The organism is Tetragenococcus solitarius NBRC 100494, from assembly GCF_001544195.1.
Classification (GTDB): domain Bacteria; phylum Bacillota; class Bacilli; order Lactobacillales; family Enterococcaceae; genus Tetragenococcus; species Tetragenococcus solitarius.
On sequence record NZ_BCPY01000001.1, the window covers coordinates 130,675 to 149,249 of the forward strand.

An 18,575-nucleotide genomic window follows, 5' to 3' on the forward strand; every position below is an offset into this window, starting at 1 on the left:
AAAATTACAAATAAATTGTCAGAATTTAATCAATATTTCAAAGTATGTTCACAATTAAAAAAATTATGAAATTACTTGCTAAGTAAGCAATAACTAATCTAGTTTAATTCGGATGTGCTTCATTTATAAAAAGCAATCATTATTTTAACACCTTATTTTAAAATGACCAAGAATTTCATCGTTACAAAAAAGGCCATTACAACGAAACATTTGTCGGGTTATTTTTTACCTAACCTGTGATAGACTAGTAGTGGAGGTTAAAAATGCATAGAAAAAAGAAGAATATTTTTAAACCAATCTCTTTGTTTTTATTTATCTTATTATTTACAACAATAGTTATTGTTTTTAAGCCCGCACCAAAAAATGACTACGTTATATCTCATCGTGGAGCTAGTGGTGAAGAAATTGAGCATACCTTTAAAGCATATGATCTAGCTATTGATTATGGAACAAAGTATATCGAACAGGATTTAGTAACTTCAAAAAGTGGTACTTTATATATCTCTCATGATGAAAATGCAAAACGTATAACTGGCGTAGATAAAAACTACAGTGATATGAACGATAAAGAAATAGACAAACTAAGAACTTCTGATCACCAGCCCATTTTGAAACTAGAAGATGTATTTAAAAAGTATGGAGATAGTACATATTACGCAATAGAGTTGAAAGAAAAAGACAATTCAAGAGCTATAAAACCTTTTGAAAATCTCGTAAAAAAATACGATTTGAAAGACAAAATTATTGTACAAGCTCGTAACAAAGAAGCTTTAGGAACATTAGAAATTAATTTTCCTAACATGCAAAAGCTAATTCTGGTGAATACAGAGGACGAATTAAATGAAGCTTTAAAACATGACTATATTGATATTATTGGCGCAAATTCTAAGCTAATGAATAAGAACAATATCAAAAAAACTCATGAAAATAATAAAGAATTCAATGTATGGACATTAAATAGTAGTGATGAAATAAAAAAAGCCATTGACTTAAACATTGATAGCTATTTTACTAACTATACTGCTAAAGCTTTATTATTAGAAGATAACTATAGATAAAAAAGTATAAACAGCTATTAAAAAAAGAGGTAGACACATAATAAAGTCGCCTCTTTTTAATAACTTTATACAAACTATAACCATTTTTTACGACGGGTCTTTCTAGGACTTCATTCTAGCGTTTGAATCATCACTCCTTAACATAGTCATTAAAACCTACTTATTTTCCTCCAAACAAAAAATCCCATAAGTGCATATCAATAGCACTATGGAATTTTTTATTTATTTTTGTACATCTTCTTTGTAATCACAATTGGAGCAAACCACTTGTTTGCCGCCTTTTTTCTTTTTCTCTACTAAATAATGATCACATTTAGGACAGTTGCGACCGATAGGCTTGTCCCAAGAAATAAAATCACAGTCTGGATAGCGATCACAGCCATAAAAAATACGATTTTTCTTTGATTTTCTTTCAATGACTTGTCCTTTTTGACATTTAGGACACGTCACACCAATTTCTTTAACAATCGGTTTAGTGTTACGACATTCAGGAAAATTGCTGCAAGCGTAAAATTTGCCGTATCTTCCTAGCTTAATTACCATTGGATGACCACAAACATCGCAATCAAAGCCAGCGGGTTCATCCTTAATTTGAATTTTTTCCATCTTTTCTTCAGCAGTATCTAACTCTTTTTCAAACGGACGGTAAAATCGATCAATGACTTGCACCCATTCTTCTTTTCCTTCCTCGACATGGTCCAAGTCTTCTTCCATGCTCGCTGTAAAAGATACATCCACGATTTCAGGAAAGAAATCTTCGATTAAGCTGTCGACAATTTCTCCAAGTTCAGTCGGTTCAAAGCGCTTTTGCGTAAGTTTAACATAATAACGTTTCTGAATCGTTTGTAAAGTAGGCGCATAAGTTGAGGGCCGCCCTACGCCGTTTTCTTCTAATGTTCGAATCAATGTCGCTTCGCTAAAACGAGCAGGTGGCTGAGTAAAGTGTTGGTTGGGTGTAACTTCTTCTGATTGTACGACATCACCAGAAGCTAATTCAGGTAAGATATTTTCTTTCTCTTTTTTACCATCATCGCGACCTTCTACATATACTTCCATAAATCCTTTAAATTTAACTTTTGAACCATTTGCTACAAAAATAACGCCATTTTGTTCCAGAGTCGCTTTAACCGTATCCAGGATGGCAGGTTTCATCTGGCTAGCAACAAAACGTGACCAAATTAAACGATACAACTTCAATTGGTCTTTATCTAGATACTTTTCAATTTCCTCTGGTGTCCGCATTGCACTTGTGGGACGAATGGCCTCGTGAGCATCTTGTGCCCCTTGAGCATTTTTTAACTTTTTATTACTATGTGCTGCATATTTTTTTCCGTAGGTTTGCTCAATAAAGTCTGTCGCTTCTTGTTTAGCACTGTCAGAGATTCGTTTGGAATCTGTACGCATGTAAGTAATTAACCCGGTTGTTCCGCCTTTTCCAAGAGTAATCCCTTCATATAACTGTTGGGCAATCATCATTGTTTTACCAGTACGAAAATTCAATTTACGTGCAGCTTCTTGTTGCATACTACTTGTAGTAAAAGGTGCTGCAGGATTTCTTTTACGTTCCTTTTTTTCAACCTTGGTTATATTATAATCTTCGCCAGAAATACGATCAGTTACTTCTTTGACAGTTTCTTTATTCGGTAACTTTTTCTTTTTACCATCAACGCCCCAAAAACTAGCCTTGAATTTTTTCCGACCTTTTTTAAAATTTCCATCAATGCTCCAGTATTCTTCTGGAGTAAAATTTCTAATTTCTTTTTCGCGATCGATAATCATTTTAAGAGCCACAGATTGGACACGTCCAGCACTTAACCCTTTTTTAACCTTACGCCAAAGAATAGGACTAATGGAGTAACCAACTAAGCGGTCCAATATTCGCCGAGCTTGTTGTGCATCGACCAAATCTAAGTTAATCGTTCTTGGTTCTTTGAACGCTTCTTTAACCGCGTCTTTGGTAATTTCATTAAAGACTACGCGGTTTTTATCTTGTGGATTTAACCCTAAAATATAGGATAAATGCCAAGCAATCGCTTCTCCTTCTCTATCCGGGTCACTAGCAAGATAAACTTTTTCGGCTTTTTTCGCATGTTTTTTTAAATCTTTAATTACATCGCCTTTGCCACGAATCGTAATATAATATGGAGCATAGTTATTTTCTACATCGATTCCCATTTTGCTTTTTGGTAAGTCACGAATATGTCCAACACTGGCTACAACTTTATAATTGCGACCAAGATATTTTTCAATTGTTTTTGCTTTAGCAGGTGATTCCACAATCACCAAATATTTATAAGCCATTAAAAGGCCCCTTTCTTAAATGGTTTTTTTACTGTATATAGCGCCATTTAATTTTCGAATAACAAATCGTAGCCTATCATAGCCATTTGAAAATCGTTTGTCAAGCAAGGAAACATAATTGAAAGTGAAAATTGGTCCTTCGTATTTGAAAAAAAGCAAATAACTTGTAAGTATCAATATTATTGAAGGAAGCTTAAACAATTTGGCTCTAACCTATTTAAAAAATGGAGGAGCATCAAGCAACTTAACCCCACCATAAAGAATTGGTGATACATTCAACGACTTACCACCAATGGAACAATTATTGGAGGCAACTTTCTTGATGTTCCTCCAATATAGATAGTTACTGGTGGAACGTAGGAATATTCTTTAACAAAAAAGAAAATTTTCCTAGTAGCCTTATTTATATAGTTTTATCTCACAACATTTTGCTCTACTCTTTAAAAGTCAGGTAATTCTTCTAAAATATCCTGTACAGAAATAACACATTTAGCGCCGTCTTGAATGAGACGATGGCAGCCGTCTGATTGGCCGGATAGAATTTCGCCCGGAATGGCAAAAACGTCTTTGCCATAATCTAAGGCTAACTGAGCAGTAATCAAAGAACCACTGCGTTCTTTTGCTTCAATGACACAGGTTGCCTTGCTTAACCCCGCAATAATTCGATTCCGCATAGGAAAATGATGCTTTTTAACCGGTGTACCTTGCGGGTATTCGCTGATTACTAAATGATTTTTCTTCATTTCGTTAAATAAAGGCTTTACTTCCCGCGGGTAACAAATATCTAAACCACAACCTATCACTCCGACGGTCAAACCACCCGAACGTATAGCCATTTCATGGCTCATTCGATCCACGCCCTTGGCAAGTCCGCTAACAATCACAAACTGCCGTTCTATAATAGTAGGAAGTAATTTACGAATGACTTGCGTTGAATAGTTTGTCGCTTGTCTAGCTCCTACAAACGCTAAACATGAAAGCTCGAGTAAGCTAAGATTACCTTTATAAAAAATGACAAGGGGCGGAAAAGGGAGTGCTAATAATTCTTGTGGGTAATCAGGCGATAGCCAAGTAACGTACTGCTGTTCACTTAGAACCTCTTGTAACCAGTCATCATTAATGGCGTTAAAACTCTGACGAAACATTCCTTTATATTGGGTAATTTGCGCGATTTGTATCACGTCTTCTGCATAAAAGTTTTCTGCTTGGAATTTTTCGTAAAATTTTACGATCTTCCACTTACCAATCAAGCCAATTCCTTTACAATAAGTCAACTTTAGTATCATTTTTTCAATCATTGACAGTTCTTCGTAATTCAAAAAACCCCTTCTTTCTTGTATTTACTAATAAATACGCAAAAAAGAGGTTTTTCTTTTTATAAATATTTTTTTATAGGAGCATAGGACTTACGATGAATTTCCGTAATTCCATGTTCAGCTAAGCCATCTAAATGAGCTTTAGTCCCATAACCTGCATTTTTATCAAACCCATAATAAGGATATTGTTGATGGTATTCTTTCATCAGATTGTCTCGATAAACTTTAGCAATAATACTTGCAGCAGCAATAGAAACACTTCTAGCATCGCCTTTTATAATCTTTTCTTGAGAAATAGGCAAATCTAAAGTCATGGCATCGATTAATAAATGCTCCGGCTTCATATTTAAGCCCTCAACCGCTTGAATCATCGCTAACTTACTTGCTTGATAAATATTAATCTGATCAATTTTTTCAGCCGGAATCTCGCCGATACCAAATGCTACTGCTTGCTCTTTAATTTCTTCAGCCAATGCAATCCGTTTCTTTCCACTTAATTGCTTGGAATCATTTAAGCCCAGAATCACGCGATCTTTGGGTAAGATAACCGCTGCTGCAACAACTGGACCTGCTAAAGGACCGCGTCCTACTTCATCAATACCTGCCACTAGATGGATTCCATTTTGATAACACGAACGTTCAAAAGTTTGCATGTGATAAAACTGTTCTTTTAATGCTTGTTCTTTTTCTAAACGTTTTTGTAGCTGTAGCAAAAGTTTTTGTACACCTTTTCGTTCATCTGCTTGTAAATAAGTAACATAAGGATCTGTAAGCGTGGTAACGTTAAGTAAGTGTGTTTTTATTTCAGAAATTGCTTCTTTGGTCATTTACTCACCCATCTCTTCATAACGATCTAAAGTATATTTACCTAATTTCCCGTCTCTTATATCATGGATAACACGCTGACTGCCCTTTTCGTAGTCTTCTTGAAAGCCTTGTTTTTTGGTAATGGTCATCAATAATTCTGGAATAGTTAGCTGCAAATCTTCTGGTGTTAATTGATAACGATTCGCCAGCTGCTCGGGATAAAACTTAGTAAAGAAACCTAATCCATAAATCGCAATATCGTCTTGGTGGTATAACTGCTCTTTAATTGCGCCAGTTAGCGCCAATTTTTTGCCAATTTCTTGGTCTTCAAATTTCGGCCACAAAATTCCTGGCGTATCCAATAATTCTAAATCTTTTTTATAACGGATCCACTGCTGGCCCTTGGTTACGCCCGGTTTATTCCCCGTTTGAGCTATCTTTTTACCTGCCAATCGATTTAGCAAAGTCGATTTTCCTACGTTAGGAATACCAATCACCATTGCTCGAATCGCTCGCGGTTTTAAGCCTTTTTGTTGTTCACGCTGAAGTTTTTCAGCTAATGCTTCTTTTGTCTTTGGTAAAATAGACTTACTGCCTTTATTGTCTTGCGAATTAATTGCTAAAACAGCAAAACCTTGTTCGCCAAAATAGTTTTCCCACTTTTTTGTTTGTATGGGATCAGCTAAATCTGCCTTATTGATTAATATAAGACGCGGTTTTTGTTGCAAAATTTGATCCAGCATTGGATTTCTCGAGGAAATAGGCAAACGACCGTCTACTAATTCAAAGACAATATCTACATGCTTTAGTTTTTCTGATACTTGACGCTTAGCTTTTGCCATATGGCCTGGAAACCATTGAATGGTCATATGTATCTACTCTCCTTGTTATAACAGCTCTTTTAAAATAAATAAAAAATTTATTAAATAGCAACTTCTGCTAAGAACTCTATTTATCATAAACTTTTTCCAGTAGTCTTTCAATTTTTTTAGCAATTGATAAAAAATTTTTCTTTGAAAAGGACGATATTTACTGTAATTGTTTTTTTACAACTAGAAAGTTCCCTAACTGCGTATAAAACATAATCCTACTTTCTAAAAAAGAGGGGAAGTCAGCTATTTTCCCCTTGATTTCAAAGAAAAAGAAGGGAAGTGGCTTATACTTCCACTGATTTTATCTACAATAAAGGGACATCACACCTACTTTCCTTCATTTCATTAAAAAAGAAGGCTCCCCACTCATACTTCCCCTTATTTTACAAAAAGTTCTTTTATAATTAAAAAAGTTTGTAAAGTTAAATGAAAACAACTCTACAAACTTTTTCTCAAATAAATTTCATATGTTTTAATGGATAGTATACAAAATGAGCTTTTCCTAAAATTTCATCTTCTGAAACGGCTCCAAAAGAACGACTATCCTTAGACAAACGACGATTATCGCCGATAACGAAATAACTGTCTTTCCCTAATTTTTTAACGCCCATCAATTCTTCAAAATCAAAATCATAAGTGTAAGGAATATTTTCTTCGTCATCATGGATATTATCTTTTAAAAAAGGTTCGTTTATTTTTTTTCCATCAATATATAACTGATCATTCTTATAACTAACAGACTCACCGGGAAGTCCAATGACACGCTTAACATAAGTCCCTCCATCTGGAAGATTAAAAACCACCACATCAAAGCGTTTTACACTAGATAAACGCTCAACCAGTACCATATCTCCTTGGGAAACAGTATCTGCCATCGAACTTCCTTGTACTGGCACAGGAAACAGCAAAAAACCTCGAATCAACAGTGCCAGTAAACCAGCAGCAAACGAATATTTTATTATCAGCCAAAACCACTCGAAAAATCGTTGTTTATTCATTTAGCCCTCGATCCCGTCTGATTCATCATTTTGTTAACTCTTCAATCGCTTTTTTATACACTGGATCAGAATCCTGAATTTTTTTAACGACTGACTGTTCAATCGCCGTGCTTGTTTCCTCAGTCACTTTGCCGGTTGATTTTAAGTCATGTTTATTCTGGAAGTCTTTGACAGCTTGTTTCGTCTGTTCGTTAAATTGGTCTCCCTTTGTTTCATAACCTAAAGCTTGTAGGAATTTATTCAAATTTTTGACAGTATCCGATTGATCGCCATTTTTTAGTTCTTTATCTTTAGGCAATGGCGGTAGATAAGCATAATCAGGACGATCTGCTTCGATGGTCGGTTTGACTCCTTTTTCATTAATCCATTCTCCTTTTGGAGTTAACCATTTTTGTACCGTCATTTTTACTTCGCTATCATCAGAAAAATCACTTACACTTTGTACAGTTCCTTTACCGAAAGTGTTCGTTCCAATAATCGGCACATTAGCCGACTCTTTTAAAGCTGCCGCAAAAATTTCTGAGGCTGAAGCACTCTGCTTGTCTACTAATACAGCTGTGGGTTCTTTTACTTTAAAGCCGCCATCCAATTTTTCAGAAGCCTTGCTTTTCCCCGTAATTTCATCATCAGTACCAAACTGGACAATCGTTTTGCCATTTTTTAAAAACATACTAGCCATTTCTTCTACTTGATCTAAGTAACCGCCCGGATTTTGCCGCACATCGATTACAAAGGACTTAGCCCCTTGTTTGCGTAAACTTTTAATCGCATCTTTTAACTCTTTAGCGGTATTTTCATTAAAACTAGCAATTTCAATACTACCTATAGCTGGATGCTTTTTATCAATTTCATACTTTAGAGATTCAAGGGGGATGGTGTCGCGCTTAATATCTACTTCAAAGGTCTCATCATCACGCTCAACTTCTAGTTTTACCGTTGACCCTTTCTTTCCACGAATCGTTTGGACAACAGAACTGAGTTCTTTTCCCTTCGTCTTTTTGCCATTAACTTTTAAAATTTTATCATTGGCTCGCAAACCCGCTTTTTCAGCCGGACTATCTTTTACCGGTGCTTCAGAAACTTCCGGTAAGTCATCGACAATCGTCAAAGTTGCCCCAATTCCTTCAAAATCACCAGATAAGGAGTCGGTAAACTTTTTGGCATCTTTTTTGCCCAAATAAGAAGTATAAGGATCATCTAAAGCATCCGTCATTCCTTTAAGGGCGCCTTCAACCAGTTTATTACTATCTACATCTTCATAGTAATTTTCTTTGATATCATCATACAAAGCATGAACTTTATATAAATCATTTCGAGAAAACGAAGAGGACTGAAAAGTTTCACTTGTTGTCACCCAATAAACAAGCCCTCCGGAAATAAGTGCTACCACCACTAAGGAAATAATATATTTGACAAAAGAAATCTTTTTATTTTTCATGTAACACCTCAATTCCACGCTCTATCGCTTTTATCGATTATTTTCTAGATATTTCTGCCATACACGATCAAAAATATCCATGTTAGCTAAATAATCGACATTCAACTCTAAATAATTAGAAATTTCCTCATAATTATCACTTTGTTTAGGAAATTGAATATCTTTTGACGCCTGGTTAGCAAAGACCTGTTCTTCATCAGAAGAATTGGGGCCTCGTAATGTCATTAAATAATGGTAGAAACTACGCTTCATTTACCCCAATTCTCCCTTATGAAAGCAGCTCTTTTGGCATGGTTTCTGGCGAAATTTTCAGGATTTTTCTTATAAAAATCTTGGTGATACATTTCCGCCGGATAAAAAGTTTGCGCCGGTTCAATTTGTGTAACAATTAGTTTATCAAAACGTCCACTATCTTGTAGTTCTTGGCGACTTTTTTCCGCAATTTCTTTTTGTTCTTCATTTAAATAATAAATGACCGGACGATAATTATCTCCACGATCTTGAAATTGCCCAAAGGCATCTGTAGGATCTGTTTGTTGCCAGTAAAGTTCGACTAAGTCTTTATAAGAAATAATTTCTGGGTCAAAAATGATTTCAACTGCTTCTGTGTGTCCGGTTGTCTTGGTAACAACTTGTTCATAAGTTGGATTTTCTACATGCCCACCTGTATAACCTGAGACGACAGAATAAATTCCAGGTTGTTCATCAAAAGGTTGAACCATGCACCAAAAACAGCCGCCTGCAAAAATTGCTCGTTGTTTCATACAATCACTCCTATTTTTCTTTGTCCTGAGGTAAGTATAGACTTACTTGGATGTCATCATCAACTAAATTGATTTTTTCCGCTTTTATAAATAATCCATTTTCCATTCGGAATTGATCAAGACGCACAAGAACCGTTTTTTCGTCTGGGTCAAATTCAATCCACTTAGGAAATTTAAAACTTTTTTCAATCATTTTCATTACTTGTTTTACTGGAAGGTCCAAAGTACCCACGGATAGACTATCTGCTTTAAGCTGTACATTGCCATCATCTGTAACATAAGGATCAAAATATAAATAAAAAGTAATGGGCGCGCCTAAAACTTTAAAATCTCCCGTTAGCATTGCCTGATTTTCTAGCTGAAAATGATATTCTACATCAGAATCTTTCTGATAATTTCGCAAATAAAAATCAATAAGCGAATTCATTTGCTTCTTATCACTATTAATTGATAAAACTGGCTCTCCTTCGCGTTGTACAATCGGTTGTGTGTCATATTGAATAACTTCTCTTTGTTGTGTTGCGCGGAAGAAAAAGAAAGCTAGCAATCCTACAACAATGCCTAGTAATACAATAAATGCAATTTTCCATTTATTTGTTGGTTTCTTTTCGTTTTCTTGTGTTGCTTTTTTATGTTTCTGCTTTTCCTCTTTCACGATGCGTTCTCCTCTTTTAACCAAGTACTTTTGGTTGCATCAATATTTTTCATCACTTCTCGAGTGATTAATTGATAGCCCGTTGTATTCGGATGGAAATTGTCTTCTTCATAAAGTGCCTTATTTTTCACTGTATTTAGGTCGTTCTCTTCTTCAGAAGAAGAGTCTTGCTTATTAGTATCAAGTGCAGCGTCATCGCCAGTTCCTTGCGAAATCACTTCATTAATAGGGACAAAATAGGCATTCTCATCTTTTTCAACAACTTCTTTAGTGCCTTTGTCCCAATTTTTTATAATCGTTTGCATATCTTCAATTTCTGGAAAATTGACATAAAAAGGATTATAGACACCCACTACGTAAATACTAGCATTCTCATTTAAGGAACGAATTTCATTCATCATGTTGGATAGGTTTTCCTGATATTTTTGTAATGGTTTATCAAAAGAATCCACACTCAAGCCAAAAATATTTTTTTTAATGACTTTCATAATATCATTTCCGCCTACTGTCACTGTGATAATATCAGAAGCAGCAATATCTTTTTGCGTGTTGTCGTCTTCTTGAATACGCTGCAAAATTTGGTCACTTCTTTCACCTGCGACACCGTAATTATCTACTTCCACACTACTCAATGAATAATCGTCTTGTAGATCATCGGCCACAAGCGGGACAAAACCGCCACTTTGCGTTGTGTCGCCTACTCCTTCAGTCAATGAATCTCCAATCGCTGTATAATGGATACGTTCTTTTGTTTGATCATCATTAACACTAGTGGTGTCAGCCAATTTAGGCTGAGCTTTAGGTAAACTTAGTTGAAGAACGAAAAAAGTTATGAAGGCAATAACTACTACACTGAAAAAAGGAATGAAAAATTTCTTACTCTTCATACTGATTTCCTCTTTCTAACGACTGTTTGTCGTTATTCTTACAAATTTTACGTATCATCAGTTTATCAAAAATAATGAAAAATTCGTACTAATTTTCATTTTATTCATCAAAACTTAAAAAATCAAAAAGAAGAGCCGTATTTGGCTCTTCTATGACTTTACTAAACTTGGTCTGCATAATACATAATCGCAAAAGCATCTTTTCCTGTATGCGTAGCAATAATTGGTGTAGTGTGCAATAAGTAGATTTCTAATTGTGGAAACAATTCTTGCAATTCATTTTTATACTTTTCACATTGCTCTTTACCACCCGCATAAGAAATGCCGATTTTTTTTACCGTCGAATTATTTTTTAATTCATTTTTTAAGCGTTCAAACCATTTATTAAAGGTTTTAGCTCCTCGACCCTTTACGATAGGAAGCAAATCACCATTTTTGAATTCCATTACCACACGTATACTCAAAATGCTAGATAAAAGACCTTTTGCCCGGCTAATACGCCCTCCCTTTACTAGATTTTCTAGTGTGGAAACACCAATATATAATTTCGTATTTTTTAACATATGTTGAATTTCAGCGAGTACTTCTTCTGAACTTTTACCTTCTTGGGCTAACTGAGCAGCTCTTATAACTGCAAAAGCTAGCGACTGGTCGGTTGTTTGTGTGTCAATCACCGTTACCTTACTTTTAGTAATGTTACTTGCTTGTCTTGCTGCGTCAACCGTACCGCTTAAGGTCTCAGACATATGAATAGATAAAATTTCACTACCGTCAGCTCCTAGTTCATCATATAAATTGACAAACTCTCCAATGGGCGGCTGACTTGTTTTTGGCAACTTTTTGGCTTTTGCCATCATTTCCATAAAATGTTCGCCAGTAAGACTTTCGTCATCTGCATAAACAGTCCCATCGATCATCACAAAAAGAGGGACCACGTGAATATCATATTGATCCCTTAAACTCGGCTTCATCGTAGCCGACGAATCCGTTACTATTTTAAGTTTTCCCATAGTTTCTGTTCACTCTTTCTTCTAGCTTTGCCCCCTTTTTCAAGCGGTCAAAGCTAAATCTTTTCTCTCATCAGTATAACAGAGTAAACGTAATTTTTCATTAAAAATTAATTCTTAAAAACTATAAAGCTTCAACTGCTTGAATCGCAGCAAAAATTTGTTCTTCTGTAACTTCTGGATCGATCATAGGAAAAGTATCATCCTCAGCTGCAGCTTTTTGTACCACTAAGGATAGTCCTTCTTTTGATGTATCAGCAACGTTCATTTGGGCTAACTTGGTTGGCAAACCAATTTGTTTGTAAAAGGGATAAATTTTATCTATTTCATCAAAATCGTTAGTGTAAGCTAATTGAACCAAAATTCCATAAGCAACCTTATTACCGTGAAGTGCTGAATGAGTTTCTTCTAAATAAGAAAGACCATCATGAACAGCATGTGCACCAGCAGAACGTCCATAACTTACTGCAAATCCTCCAGTTTCTCCAGCAAGAGCTATGATCGTATCGGTCACTCGTGCAAACTCTGGCGTAATACTTTGTTGATTCAAAGAATCAATCGCTTTTTGAGAATCTTCAAATAAAATTGTCGCAATCTCTTTAGCACAAGCAATTCCTAAGCGTGTATAAGCTGTTTTGTCATCTTTATTTAAACGGCGAGTAATCCCTTCAATCTCATACCATTTTGCCAATGTATCTCCAATACCCGCTACAAAATACTCTTCCGGAGTAGCAAGCAAAAATTGCCAGTCTACTAAAGTTAAATAAGGCGCGCGTGTTTGAAAGCCCATGCATCTAAAGGTTCGATTAGGGTAATATACAGCTGTAATTGGAGTAAATGGTGCACAATTAGAAATCAAAGTCGGCACTAAAATCACATCACAATCTAAAACTTCTGCAGTTAATTTTGCGGTATCGCAAACTCTTCCTCCACCAATACCAACAATGACATCTGCTTTTCCAATCTGATCTGCAATTTCTTGAGCATTTTCATAACTTGCACTACCATCATAACGGTAAACAGAAAAGGGCAGTTCTTTTTTATAGTAATCCTTAAAAACTTGATAAGAAATTTCCCCGGTAACAACCGCTACTTTTTTAAAAGGTTCTAAATAATTCGTCAAGTCTTTTATAACATTTACTCCACTCACATAACGGTTTCCTCCAGGACGAACTTCGTCATTAATATTCATAGCCACACTCCTTAAATTTTAATTTTTTTGAAACAAAGAAAAGGATGATAGATCCTCGATTCCTCTTGCCTAACTTAAACCATTGCTCTTCTATCCGTTATTTATTCTTTTAATCGCAGATAGCATTTTTACATTTCTCTTTTCGTCCTCATCCTTTTTAAAATGAATTGTTTTATAGAAATTGGAACAAGTTTACAACGCTTTATTTCTTAAGTCAACATCGAAAGCGCATTATAATTATAATTTTCACAATATTCATTAAATTATTCTATTCAATCAATTTTGCTTATAAGTTTTTATTAAAACATTTGTTACTTTTAAAAGATGTTCTTGAATAAAAAATCGTTTCCGTGTATAGTCAAATTAAAGCTAAACAAAGGATTTTTTACAAAAAGAGGGTTGCTAATGGAAGCAAACAAATTTACCCATAGATATTTAATCACCAATGAAGTCTTCAATGCGATCACTCATGGAATAGGTTTTGCCCTGAGTATCGCCGGACTTGTTATTTTGTTAATCAGCGGAACACGGTTAGGTTCGTCTATACATATTGTTTCTTATGCGATTTACGGTTCAATGCTGATTTTACTTTTTTTGTCATCCACCTTATTTCATAGCCTGATATTTACTAAAGCTAAAAAAGTATTTCAAGTGTTTGACCACGCCTCAATTTATTTATTGATCGCAGGCAGCTATACTCCTTTTTGTTTATTAAGTATTGGTGGAATTTTTGGTTGGGTACTATGTAGTATTATCTGGCTATTAGCCATCTCAGGTATTGTTTATAAATCGTGTACATTGCATAAAAAAGAAACAGTTTCAAAACTTTCTACGTTGATTTATGTTTTGATGGGTTGGGGATGTGTTATTGCCTTTGGTCCATTGCTAGATTCATTAGGAATTTGGGGGGCCCTCCTTCTGGCTAGTGGGGGTCTTGCTTACACAATTGGTGCCATTTTTTATAGTTTAAAAAATGTTCGATTTATGCACGTTATCTGGCACTTATTTGTTATGCTAGGAGCTGGTTTTATGTACTTTTCAGTTCTGTTTTTTACTTAATAATACAGTAAACGAAAGCTCGAGTATTAAGTTCTTGAGCTTTCTTTATAAACGGTATAGGGGAAATTTATGGAAAATAAAAGTGAAATCGAAAATTACTGGAATCGATTTGTAAAAGAAAAGGGGATAGTTGAGACAAACTACTTGGTGTGGTCATTCGGTGATAATAAGCAAATGGCCGATGAATTAGCTGCTCTAGTAGTTAAAGGAAAAAAGACAGCAACAACCTCCGCTTTTGATCTATACGAAGAAAACGAAGCAAAACCAAAAGTGGGCGAATATAATATTATTTTAGAGGGTCACAAACGCCCTGTCTGCATTACAAAAACCGAAGTTGTAGAAGTCGTTCCTTTTAAGTTTGTGTCAGCAGAACATGCTTATCATGAAGGTGAAGGGGACCGCACACTTTCCTATTGGCGTAAAGTTCATAAAAGTTTTTTCAAGCGGGAGTATGCAAAGGCGAAAAAAACATTTACTACAGACATCCCTTGTCTTTACGAGATATTCAAAGTCGTTTATATTTAATCTTGAGCGAAGCTTTTAACCTTCATAATGACATTATTGAAGAATCTTTGTTAATCTATTATTCAATTATGCTTAATTGAAGCATTCTATCCTTTTTTATGACTCAATTTTGCTCCATCTAAACATTTTAAGAGCGGTTTAGAAATTTTATGAAGAACGAATTAAAGTTTCGTTCTTCATTTTGTCTTTATTAAATAAGAAACTCTCCCTTGATTATTCAATATTTCTTAAGATTGAATTTTTGAAATCTCCTCTAAGAGCGCATACCCTTGTGAATTTTTATATTCTCTTATAAATTTCAAACTGATGCTTGTAATGGTTTTTTTCATCCACGACGCCTTCTTTTTTGTCGATCAGCTTCCACTGCGACCAATCGACTGGAGGCATATAAACCTCTCCTGAAAAATTCTCGTCAATGAAAGTCCGATACAAATAATCAAAGTGAGGAAGAAGTTCTCTAAAAATCTCTGCCCCACCTGCCACAAATACAGGGGTAGTTTGTTGCTTTGCTAAAGCGACAACTTCGTCTATTGAATGCATAATTTGCACATTTTCTGCTTTATAAGCAGGATCTTTTGTTAAGATAATCGTTTTACGATCAGGTAAAGGACGAGACCCCATTCCTTCAAAGGTTTTTCGTCCCATGACTAGTGTGTTTCCCACCGTGGTGTTTTTAAAAAACCTTAAATCGTTGGGCAGATACCAAGGCAATTTATTATCTTTTCCAATTAATCCATTTTTATCTTGAGCCCAAATAGCTGCTAACATTTTTTGCCTCCTCTATCTATTATACTGCAATGGGTGCTTTAATCCCTGGATGTGGCTTATAATTTTCCACCTGAATATCATCCATTTCAAATTCGAATACCGATTTTTTTTCTGGGTTTAATACCAACCTAGGTGCCGGACGCACATCACGCGATAATTGTTCTTTCATTTGTTCAAAATGATTATTATACAAATGTGCATCGCCCAATGTGTGGACAAATTCGCCCACTTTTAAGCCAGTCTCATGAGCAATCAAATGTGTCAATAATGCGTAGCTAGCAATATTAAAGGGCACGCCTAAGAAAACATCGCCGCTGCGTTGGTATAACTGACAGCTTAATTTGTTGTTATTGACATAAAATTGAAATAAAGCATGACAAGGAGGCAAAGCCATACTTGGTACATCTTCAGGGTTCCAAGCAGTCACAATCATTCGACGAGAATCAGGATTTGTTTTAATCAATTCAATCACGTTTTTAATTTGATCGATAAAACTTCCATCGGTGGTTTCCCAATGACGCCACTGGTAACCATAAACCTTTCCTAGATCGCCATATTTTTTGGCAAAATCTGCGTCATTTAAAATCTTTTGGCAAAATTGGTCATGCGCCTTTTTATATTCTTTGTTGAACTGTTCATCTACTAAAGAGCGACGGCCAAAATCAGTCATATCGGGACCTTGATAATCTTTACTTTGGACATAATGAGCAAACGCCCATTCATCCCAAATATGATTATTATGCTCAAGTAAGAAACGAATATTCGTATCGCCTCTTAAAAACCACAGCAGTTCGCTTTTGATTAAGCCAAAAGGAACTCGCTTTGTTGTCAACAATGGGAAACCTTGATTTAAATCAAAACGCATTTGATGGCCAAAAATACTTCTGGTGCCAACTCCCGTACGGTCTTCTTTTTGATTTCCTTCTTCTAAGATTTTACGGCCTAAATCTAAATAAGCTTGCTCCATCGATGCTCCTCCTTTATTTTATTTACACATATTCGCTTAAGTATTCCCAGCGTTGCATTTTATTAGTTAATTCTTCTTCTTTTTGGTCCACTTTTTGTTGTAATTCTTGTAATTTCGTATAATCATCGCTTTGTTGGTTCATTTCTTCTTTTAAACCAGCAATAGCTTGTTCTAGTGAATCGATGTCTTCTTCGATTGTTTCCCATTCTTTTTGTTCTTCATAGGTTAGCTTTTTCTTTTTTTGAGCCTTTACAGGAGCTTTACGTTCAACTGTTTTAGGCTTAGAATCTGAAGTTGTCTTTGCTTTTATTTCACGATATTGCTCAATAGAACCCATAAATGAATCAATTGCTCCATCGCCATTAAATACTAGCAATTTTTCAGCAACTTTATCCAAAAAATAACGATCATGGGATACTGAAATTACTGCACCTGGAAAAGTTTGTAAATAATCTTCTAGAATCGTTAACGTATCAATATCCAAATCGTTGGTTGGCTCATCTAAAAGTAGGACATTAGGCTGACCGATTAATAATTTTAATAAATACAGCCGCCGTTTTTCGCCACCGGAGAGTTTGCCAATTTTTGTTCCATGCATAAAACGTGGAAATAGAAATTGTTCAAGCATTTCAGTCACGTTTGTTGTCGTACCATCACTTTGAGTGACCTCTTCAGCAGCTTCTTGCAAGTAACTAATCATCCGCTTATCTTCATCCATTGCTTCATTTTGTTGAGTGTAATAAGCAATCCGCACCGTTTCGCCAACAACTAATTCTCCAGAATCCAAAGGCAGCCGACCTGCTAAAATATTTAATAACGTTGATTTTCCTGCGCCATTTTCTCCTGTGATACCTAAGCGTTCTTTCGATTGAATCAATAAATCGAAATGGTCTAAAATAGTTTGCTGGTTCATTTGAAATGAACCATCCTTAATTTCTAAAACTTTTTTGCCTAATCTTTTAGTGGCAAAGTCTAATTCAACTTGGTCATCTGTTTGAACTTGATGTAGATTTTCTTTTAAATCTTCAAAGCGGTTAATCCGTGCTTGCTGCTTTGTACTACGTGCCTTTGCGCCAGCACGCATCCAAGCCAGTTCTTGTTTATACAACTGCTTACGTTTATTTTCTTGTTCTGCTTCAACTCTTTGACGTTCTGCTTTTTCTGTCACATATGTTTCATAATTTCCTTGGTACTCATACAGCTTACCAAAAGATAATTCAAAAATACGAGTGGTCACATGATCCAAAAAATAACGATCGTGAGTGACCATCAATAAAGCTCCTCTATAACGAGATAAATAATCTTCCAACCATTCGATTGCTTCATAATCCAAATGGTTAGTAGGTTCGTCAAGCAAAAGCAAATCCGGCTCATCGATCAACACCTGTGCTAAAGCTACACGTTTTTGCTGTCCTCCAGATAAAGTTCCAATCTTTTTATCTAGGTCTGAAATTCCAAGTTTTTGTAAAATAATTTTTGCGTTTGTATCGGTATTCCAAGCATCTTGTTCATTCATCGCTTCTTGAGCTGCAGTGTATTTATTTTGCGCCTTGGTTGATTGACTGTTGCTTTCTAATTCAAGTAAAGCTTATTCATACTGCTTTACAATATGTACTTGCTCATTTTCTCCTTGAAACACAGCTTCCAACACGTTTTTATTAGGGTCCAAATGACTGTCTTGTGATAAATAGCCTATCCGGTAATCCGTGGGATAAAAAACATGTTTTTTATCACTATCATCGGTTTGAAAACCAGCTAGTATCGACAACAAGCTTGTCTTTCCAGTTCCATTGACACCAATTAGCCCTATGCGGTCATGTTCATGAATAATAAATGAAATTTGATCAAAAAGTACTTTATCTCCGTACGTTTTTGAAAGATCGCTAACTTTTAATTCTTTCACGATATCTTCCTCCGATCCCTGCTATTGTATCACAAAATAGGAGCTTTCAGTAAATTTT

General features: G+C 35.4%; 17 protein-coding genes and 1 pseudogene. 3 read left to right on the top strand and 15 right to left on the bottom strand.

The window, feature by feature from the left end:
- Window positions 1-263: 263 nt before the first annotated feature.
- Complete coding sequence (locus tag TS1_RS00555; RefSeq protein ID WP_068706730.1) at window positions 264-1,058, top strand: glycerophosphodiester phosphodiesterase; 795 nt, start codon at window positions 264-266, stop codon at window positions 1,056-1,058.
- Between the two features lie 222 nt (window positions 1,059-1,280).
- On the opposite strand, the gene topA is transcribed toward TS1_RS00555, so the two are convergent.
- From topA to TS1_RS00615, 12 genes are all read right to left on the bottom strand, one after another.
- A complete protein-coding gene (gene topA, locus TS1_RS00560) occupies window positions 1,281-3,359 on the bottom strand; it encodes a type I DNA topoisomerase (RefSeq protein ID WP_068706732.1) in 2,079 nt (692 codons plus the stop codon).
- Window positions 3,360-3,799: 440 nt separating this feature from the next.
- Window positions 3,800-4,678 carry a DNA-processing protein DprA gene (gene dprA, locus TS1_RS00565; RefSeq protein ID WP_068706734.1) on the bottom strand — a complete coding sequence of 293 codons (879 nt, stop codon included), beginning with the start codon at window positions 4,676-4,678 and terminating at the stop codon, window positions 3,800-3,802.
- A gap of 56 nt (window positions 4,679-4,734) precedes the next feature.
- Window positions 4,735-5,502: a ribonuclease HII gene (locus TS1_RS00570; RefSeq protein ID WP_068706737.1), complete on the bottom strand. Its 768-nt coding sequence runs from the start codon at window positions 5,500-5,502 to the stop codon at window positions 4,735-4,737.
- Complete coding sequence (gene ylqF, locus TS1_RS00575) at window positions 5,503-6,351, bottom strand: ribosome biogenesis GTPase YlqF (RefSeq protein ID WP_068706739.1); 849 nt, start codon at window positions 6,349-6,351, stop codon at window positions 5,503-5,505.
- A 455-nt stretch (window positions 6,352-6,806) separates the two neighbouring features.
- A complete protein-coding gene (gene lepB / locus TS1_RS00580; RefSeq protein WP_068706741.1) occupies window positions 6,807-7,352 on the bottom strand; it encodes a signal peptidase I in 546 nt (181 codons plus the stop codon).
- Between the two features lie 25 nt (window positions 7,353-7,377).
- On the bottom strand, window positions 7,378-8,790 hold the full coding sequence (locus tag TS1_RS00585) for a S41 family peptidase (RefSeq protein ID WP_068706743.1): 1,413 nt from the start codon (window positions 8,788-8,790) through the stop codon (window positions 7,378-7,380).
- 30 nt (window positions 8,791-8,820) lie between these two features.
- Window positions 8,821-9,042, bottom strand: coding sequence for a YozE family protein (locus TS1_RS00590; RefSeq protein ID WP_068706745.1), 222 nt, complete (start codon window positions 9,040-9,042; stop codon window positions 8,821-8,823).
- On the bottom strand, window positions 9,039-9,554 hold the full coding sequence (gene msrA, locus TS1_RS00595) for a peptide-methionine (S)-S-oxide reductase MsrA (RefSeq protein WP_068706747.1): 516 nt from the start codon (window positions 9,552-9,554) through the stop codon (window positions 9,039-9,041). Before msrA ends, TS1_RS00590 begins: the two co-directional genes overlap by 4 nt.
- Window positions 9,555-9,564: 10 nt before the next feature.
- Window positions 9,565-10,212, bottom strand: a complete 648-nt coding sequence (locus TS1_RS00600; protein WP_407701874.1) for a YpmS family protein — start codon at window positions 10,210-10,212, stop codon at window positions 9,565-9,567.
- Window positions 10,206-11,096 (bottom strand): SGNH/GDSL hydrolase family protein, encoded by an 891-nt coding sequence (locus TS1_RS00605; RefSeq protein WP_068706751.1) that lies wholly within the window; start codon window positions 11,094-11,096, stop codon window positions 10,206-10,208. Before TS1_RS00605 ends, TS1_RS00600 begins: the two co-directional genes overlap by 7 nt.
- Before the next feature lie 161 nt (window positions 11,097-11,257).
- On the bottom strand, window positions 11,258-12,106 hold the full coding sequence (locus TS1_RS00610; RefSeq protein ID WP_068706753.1) for a DegV family protein: 849 nt from the start codon (window positions 12,104-12,106) through the stop codon (window positions 11,258-11,260).
- Between the two features lie 121 nt (window positions 12,107-12,227).
- Window positions 12,228-13,295, bottom strand: a complete 1,068-nt coding sequence (locus tag TS1_RS00615; RefSeq protein WP_068706755.1) for an iron-containing alcohol dehydrogenase family protein — start codon at window positions 13,293-13,295, stop codon at window positions 12,228-12,230.
- Between the two features lie 405 nt (window positions 13,296-13,700).
- Between TS1_RS00615 and trhA the strand changes: the two genes are divergently transcribed.
- Both trhA and TS1_RS00625 read left to right on the top strand, forming a co-directional pair.
- Window positions 13,701-14,354 carry a PAQR family membrane homeostasis protein TrhA gene (gene trhA, locus TS1_RS00620; protein ID WP_068706761.1) on the top strand — a complete coding sequence of 218 codons (654 nt, stop codon included), beginning with the start codon at window positions 13,701-13,703 and terminating at the stop codon, window positions 14,352-14,354.
- Window positions 14,355-14,423: 69 nt separating this feature from the next.
- Window positions 14,424-14,879, top strand: coding sequence for an ASCH domain-containing protein (locus TS1_RS00625; protein WP_068706763.1), 456 nt, complete (start codon window positions 14,424-14,426; stop codon window positions 14,877-14,879).
- A 279-nt stretch (window positions 14,880-15,158) separates the two neighbouring features.
- Here the strand turns inward: TS1_RS00625 and TS1_RS00630 are convergent, their stop codons facing one another.
- From TS1_RS00630 to abc-f, 3 genes and pseudogenes are all read right to left on the bottom strand, one after another.
- The gene (locus TS1_RS00630) at window positions 15,159-15,647 is read right to left on the bottom strand and encodes a dihydrofolate reductase (protein ID WP_068706764.1); all 489 of its coding nucleotides are present in this window, start codon (window positions 15,645-15,647) and stop codon (window positions 15,159-15,161) included.
- 19 nt (window positions 15,648-15,666) lie between these two features.
- On the bottom strand, window positions 15,667-16,614 hold the full coding sequence (locus TS1_RS00635) for a thymidylate synthase (protein ID WP_068706767.1): 948 nt from the start codon (window positions 16,612-16,614) through the stop codon (window positions 15,667-15,669).
- A 22-nt stretch (window positions 16,615-16,636) separates the two neighbouring features.
- Window positions 16,637-18,517, bottom strand: a pseudogene (abc-f, locus tag TS1_RS00640) (ribosomal protection-like ABC-F family protein).
- Window positions 18,518-18,575: the final 58 nt, after the last annotated feature.

Coding starts and splice junctions, on each gene's coding strand:
- TS1_RS00555 (WP_068706730.1), top strand. CDS start 264: ATGCATAGAAAAAAGAAGAATATTTTTAAACCAATCTCTTTGTTTTTA.
- topA (WP_068706732.1), bottom strand. CDS start 3,359: ATGGCTTATAAATATTTGGTGATTGTGGAATCACCTGCTAAAGCAAAA.
- TS1_RS00570 (WP_068706737.1), bottom strand. CDS start 5,502: ATGACCAAAGAAGCAATTTCTGAAATAAAAACACACTTACTTAACGTT.
- ylqF (WP_068706739.1), bottom strand. CDS start 6,351: ATGACCATTCAATGGTTTCCAGGCCATATGGCAAAAGCTAAGCGTCAA.
- lepB (WP_068706741.1), bottom strand. CDS start 7,352: ATGAATAAACAACGATTTTTCGAGTGGTTTTGGCTGATAATAAAATAT.
- TS1_RS00585 (WP_068706743.1), bottom strand. CDS start 8,790: ATGAAAAATAAAAAGATTTCTTTTGTCAAATATATTATTTCCTTAGTG.
- TS1_RS00590 (WP_068706745.1), bottom strand. CDS start 9,042: ATGAAGCGTAGTTTCTACCATTATTTAATGACATTACGAGGCCCCAAT.
- msrA (WP_068706747.1), bottom strand. CDS start 9,554: ATGAAACAACGAGCAATTTTTGCAGGCGGCTGTTTTTGGTGCATGGTT.
- TS1_RS00605 (WP_068706751.1), bottom strand. CDS start 11,096: ATGAAGAGTAAGAAATTTTTCATTCCTTTTTTCAGTGTAGTAGTTATT.
- TS1_RS00610 (WP_068706753.1), bottom strand. CDS start 12,106: ATGGGAAAACTTAAAATAGTAACGGATTCGTCGGCTACGATGAAGCCG.
- TS1_RS00615 (WP_068706755.1), bottom strand. CDS start 13,295: ATGAATATTAATGACGAAGTTCGTCCTGGAGGAAACCGTTATGTGAGT.
- trhA (WP_068706761.1), top strand. CDS start 13,701: ATGGAAGCAAACAAATTTACCCATAGATATTTAATCACCAATGAAGTC.
- TS1_RS00625 (WP_068706763.1), top strand. CDS start 14,424: ATGGAAAATAAAAGTGAAATCGAAAATTACTGGAATCGATTTGTAAAA.
- TS1_RS00630 (WP_068706764.1), bottom strand. CDS start 15,647: ATGTTAGCAGCTATTTGGGCTCAAGATAAAAATGGATTAATTGGAAAA.
- TS1_RS00635 (WP_068706767.1), bottom strand. CDS start 16,614: ATGGAGCAAGCTTATTTAGATTTAGGCCGTAAAATCTTAGAAGAAGGA.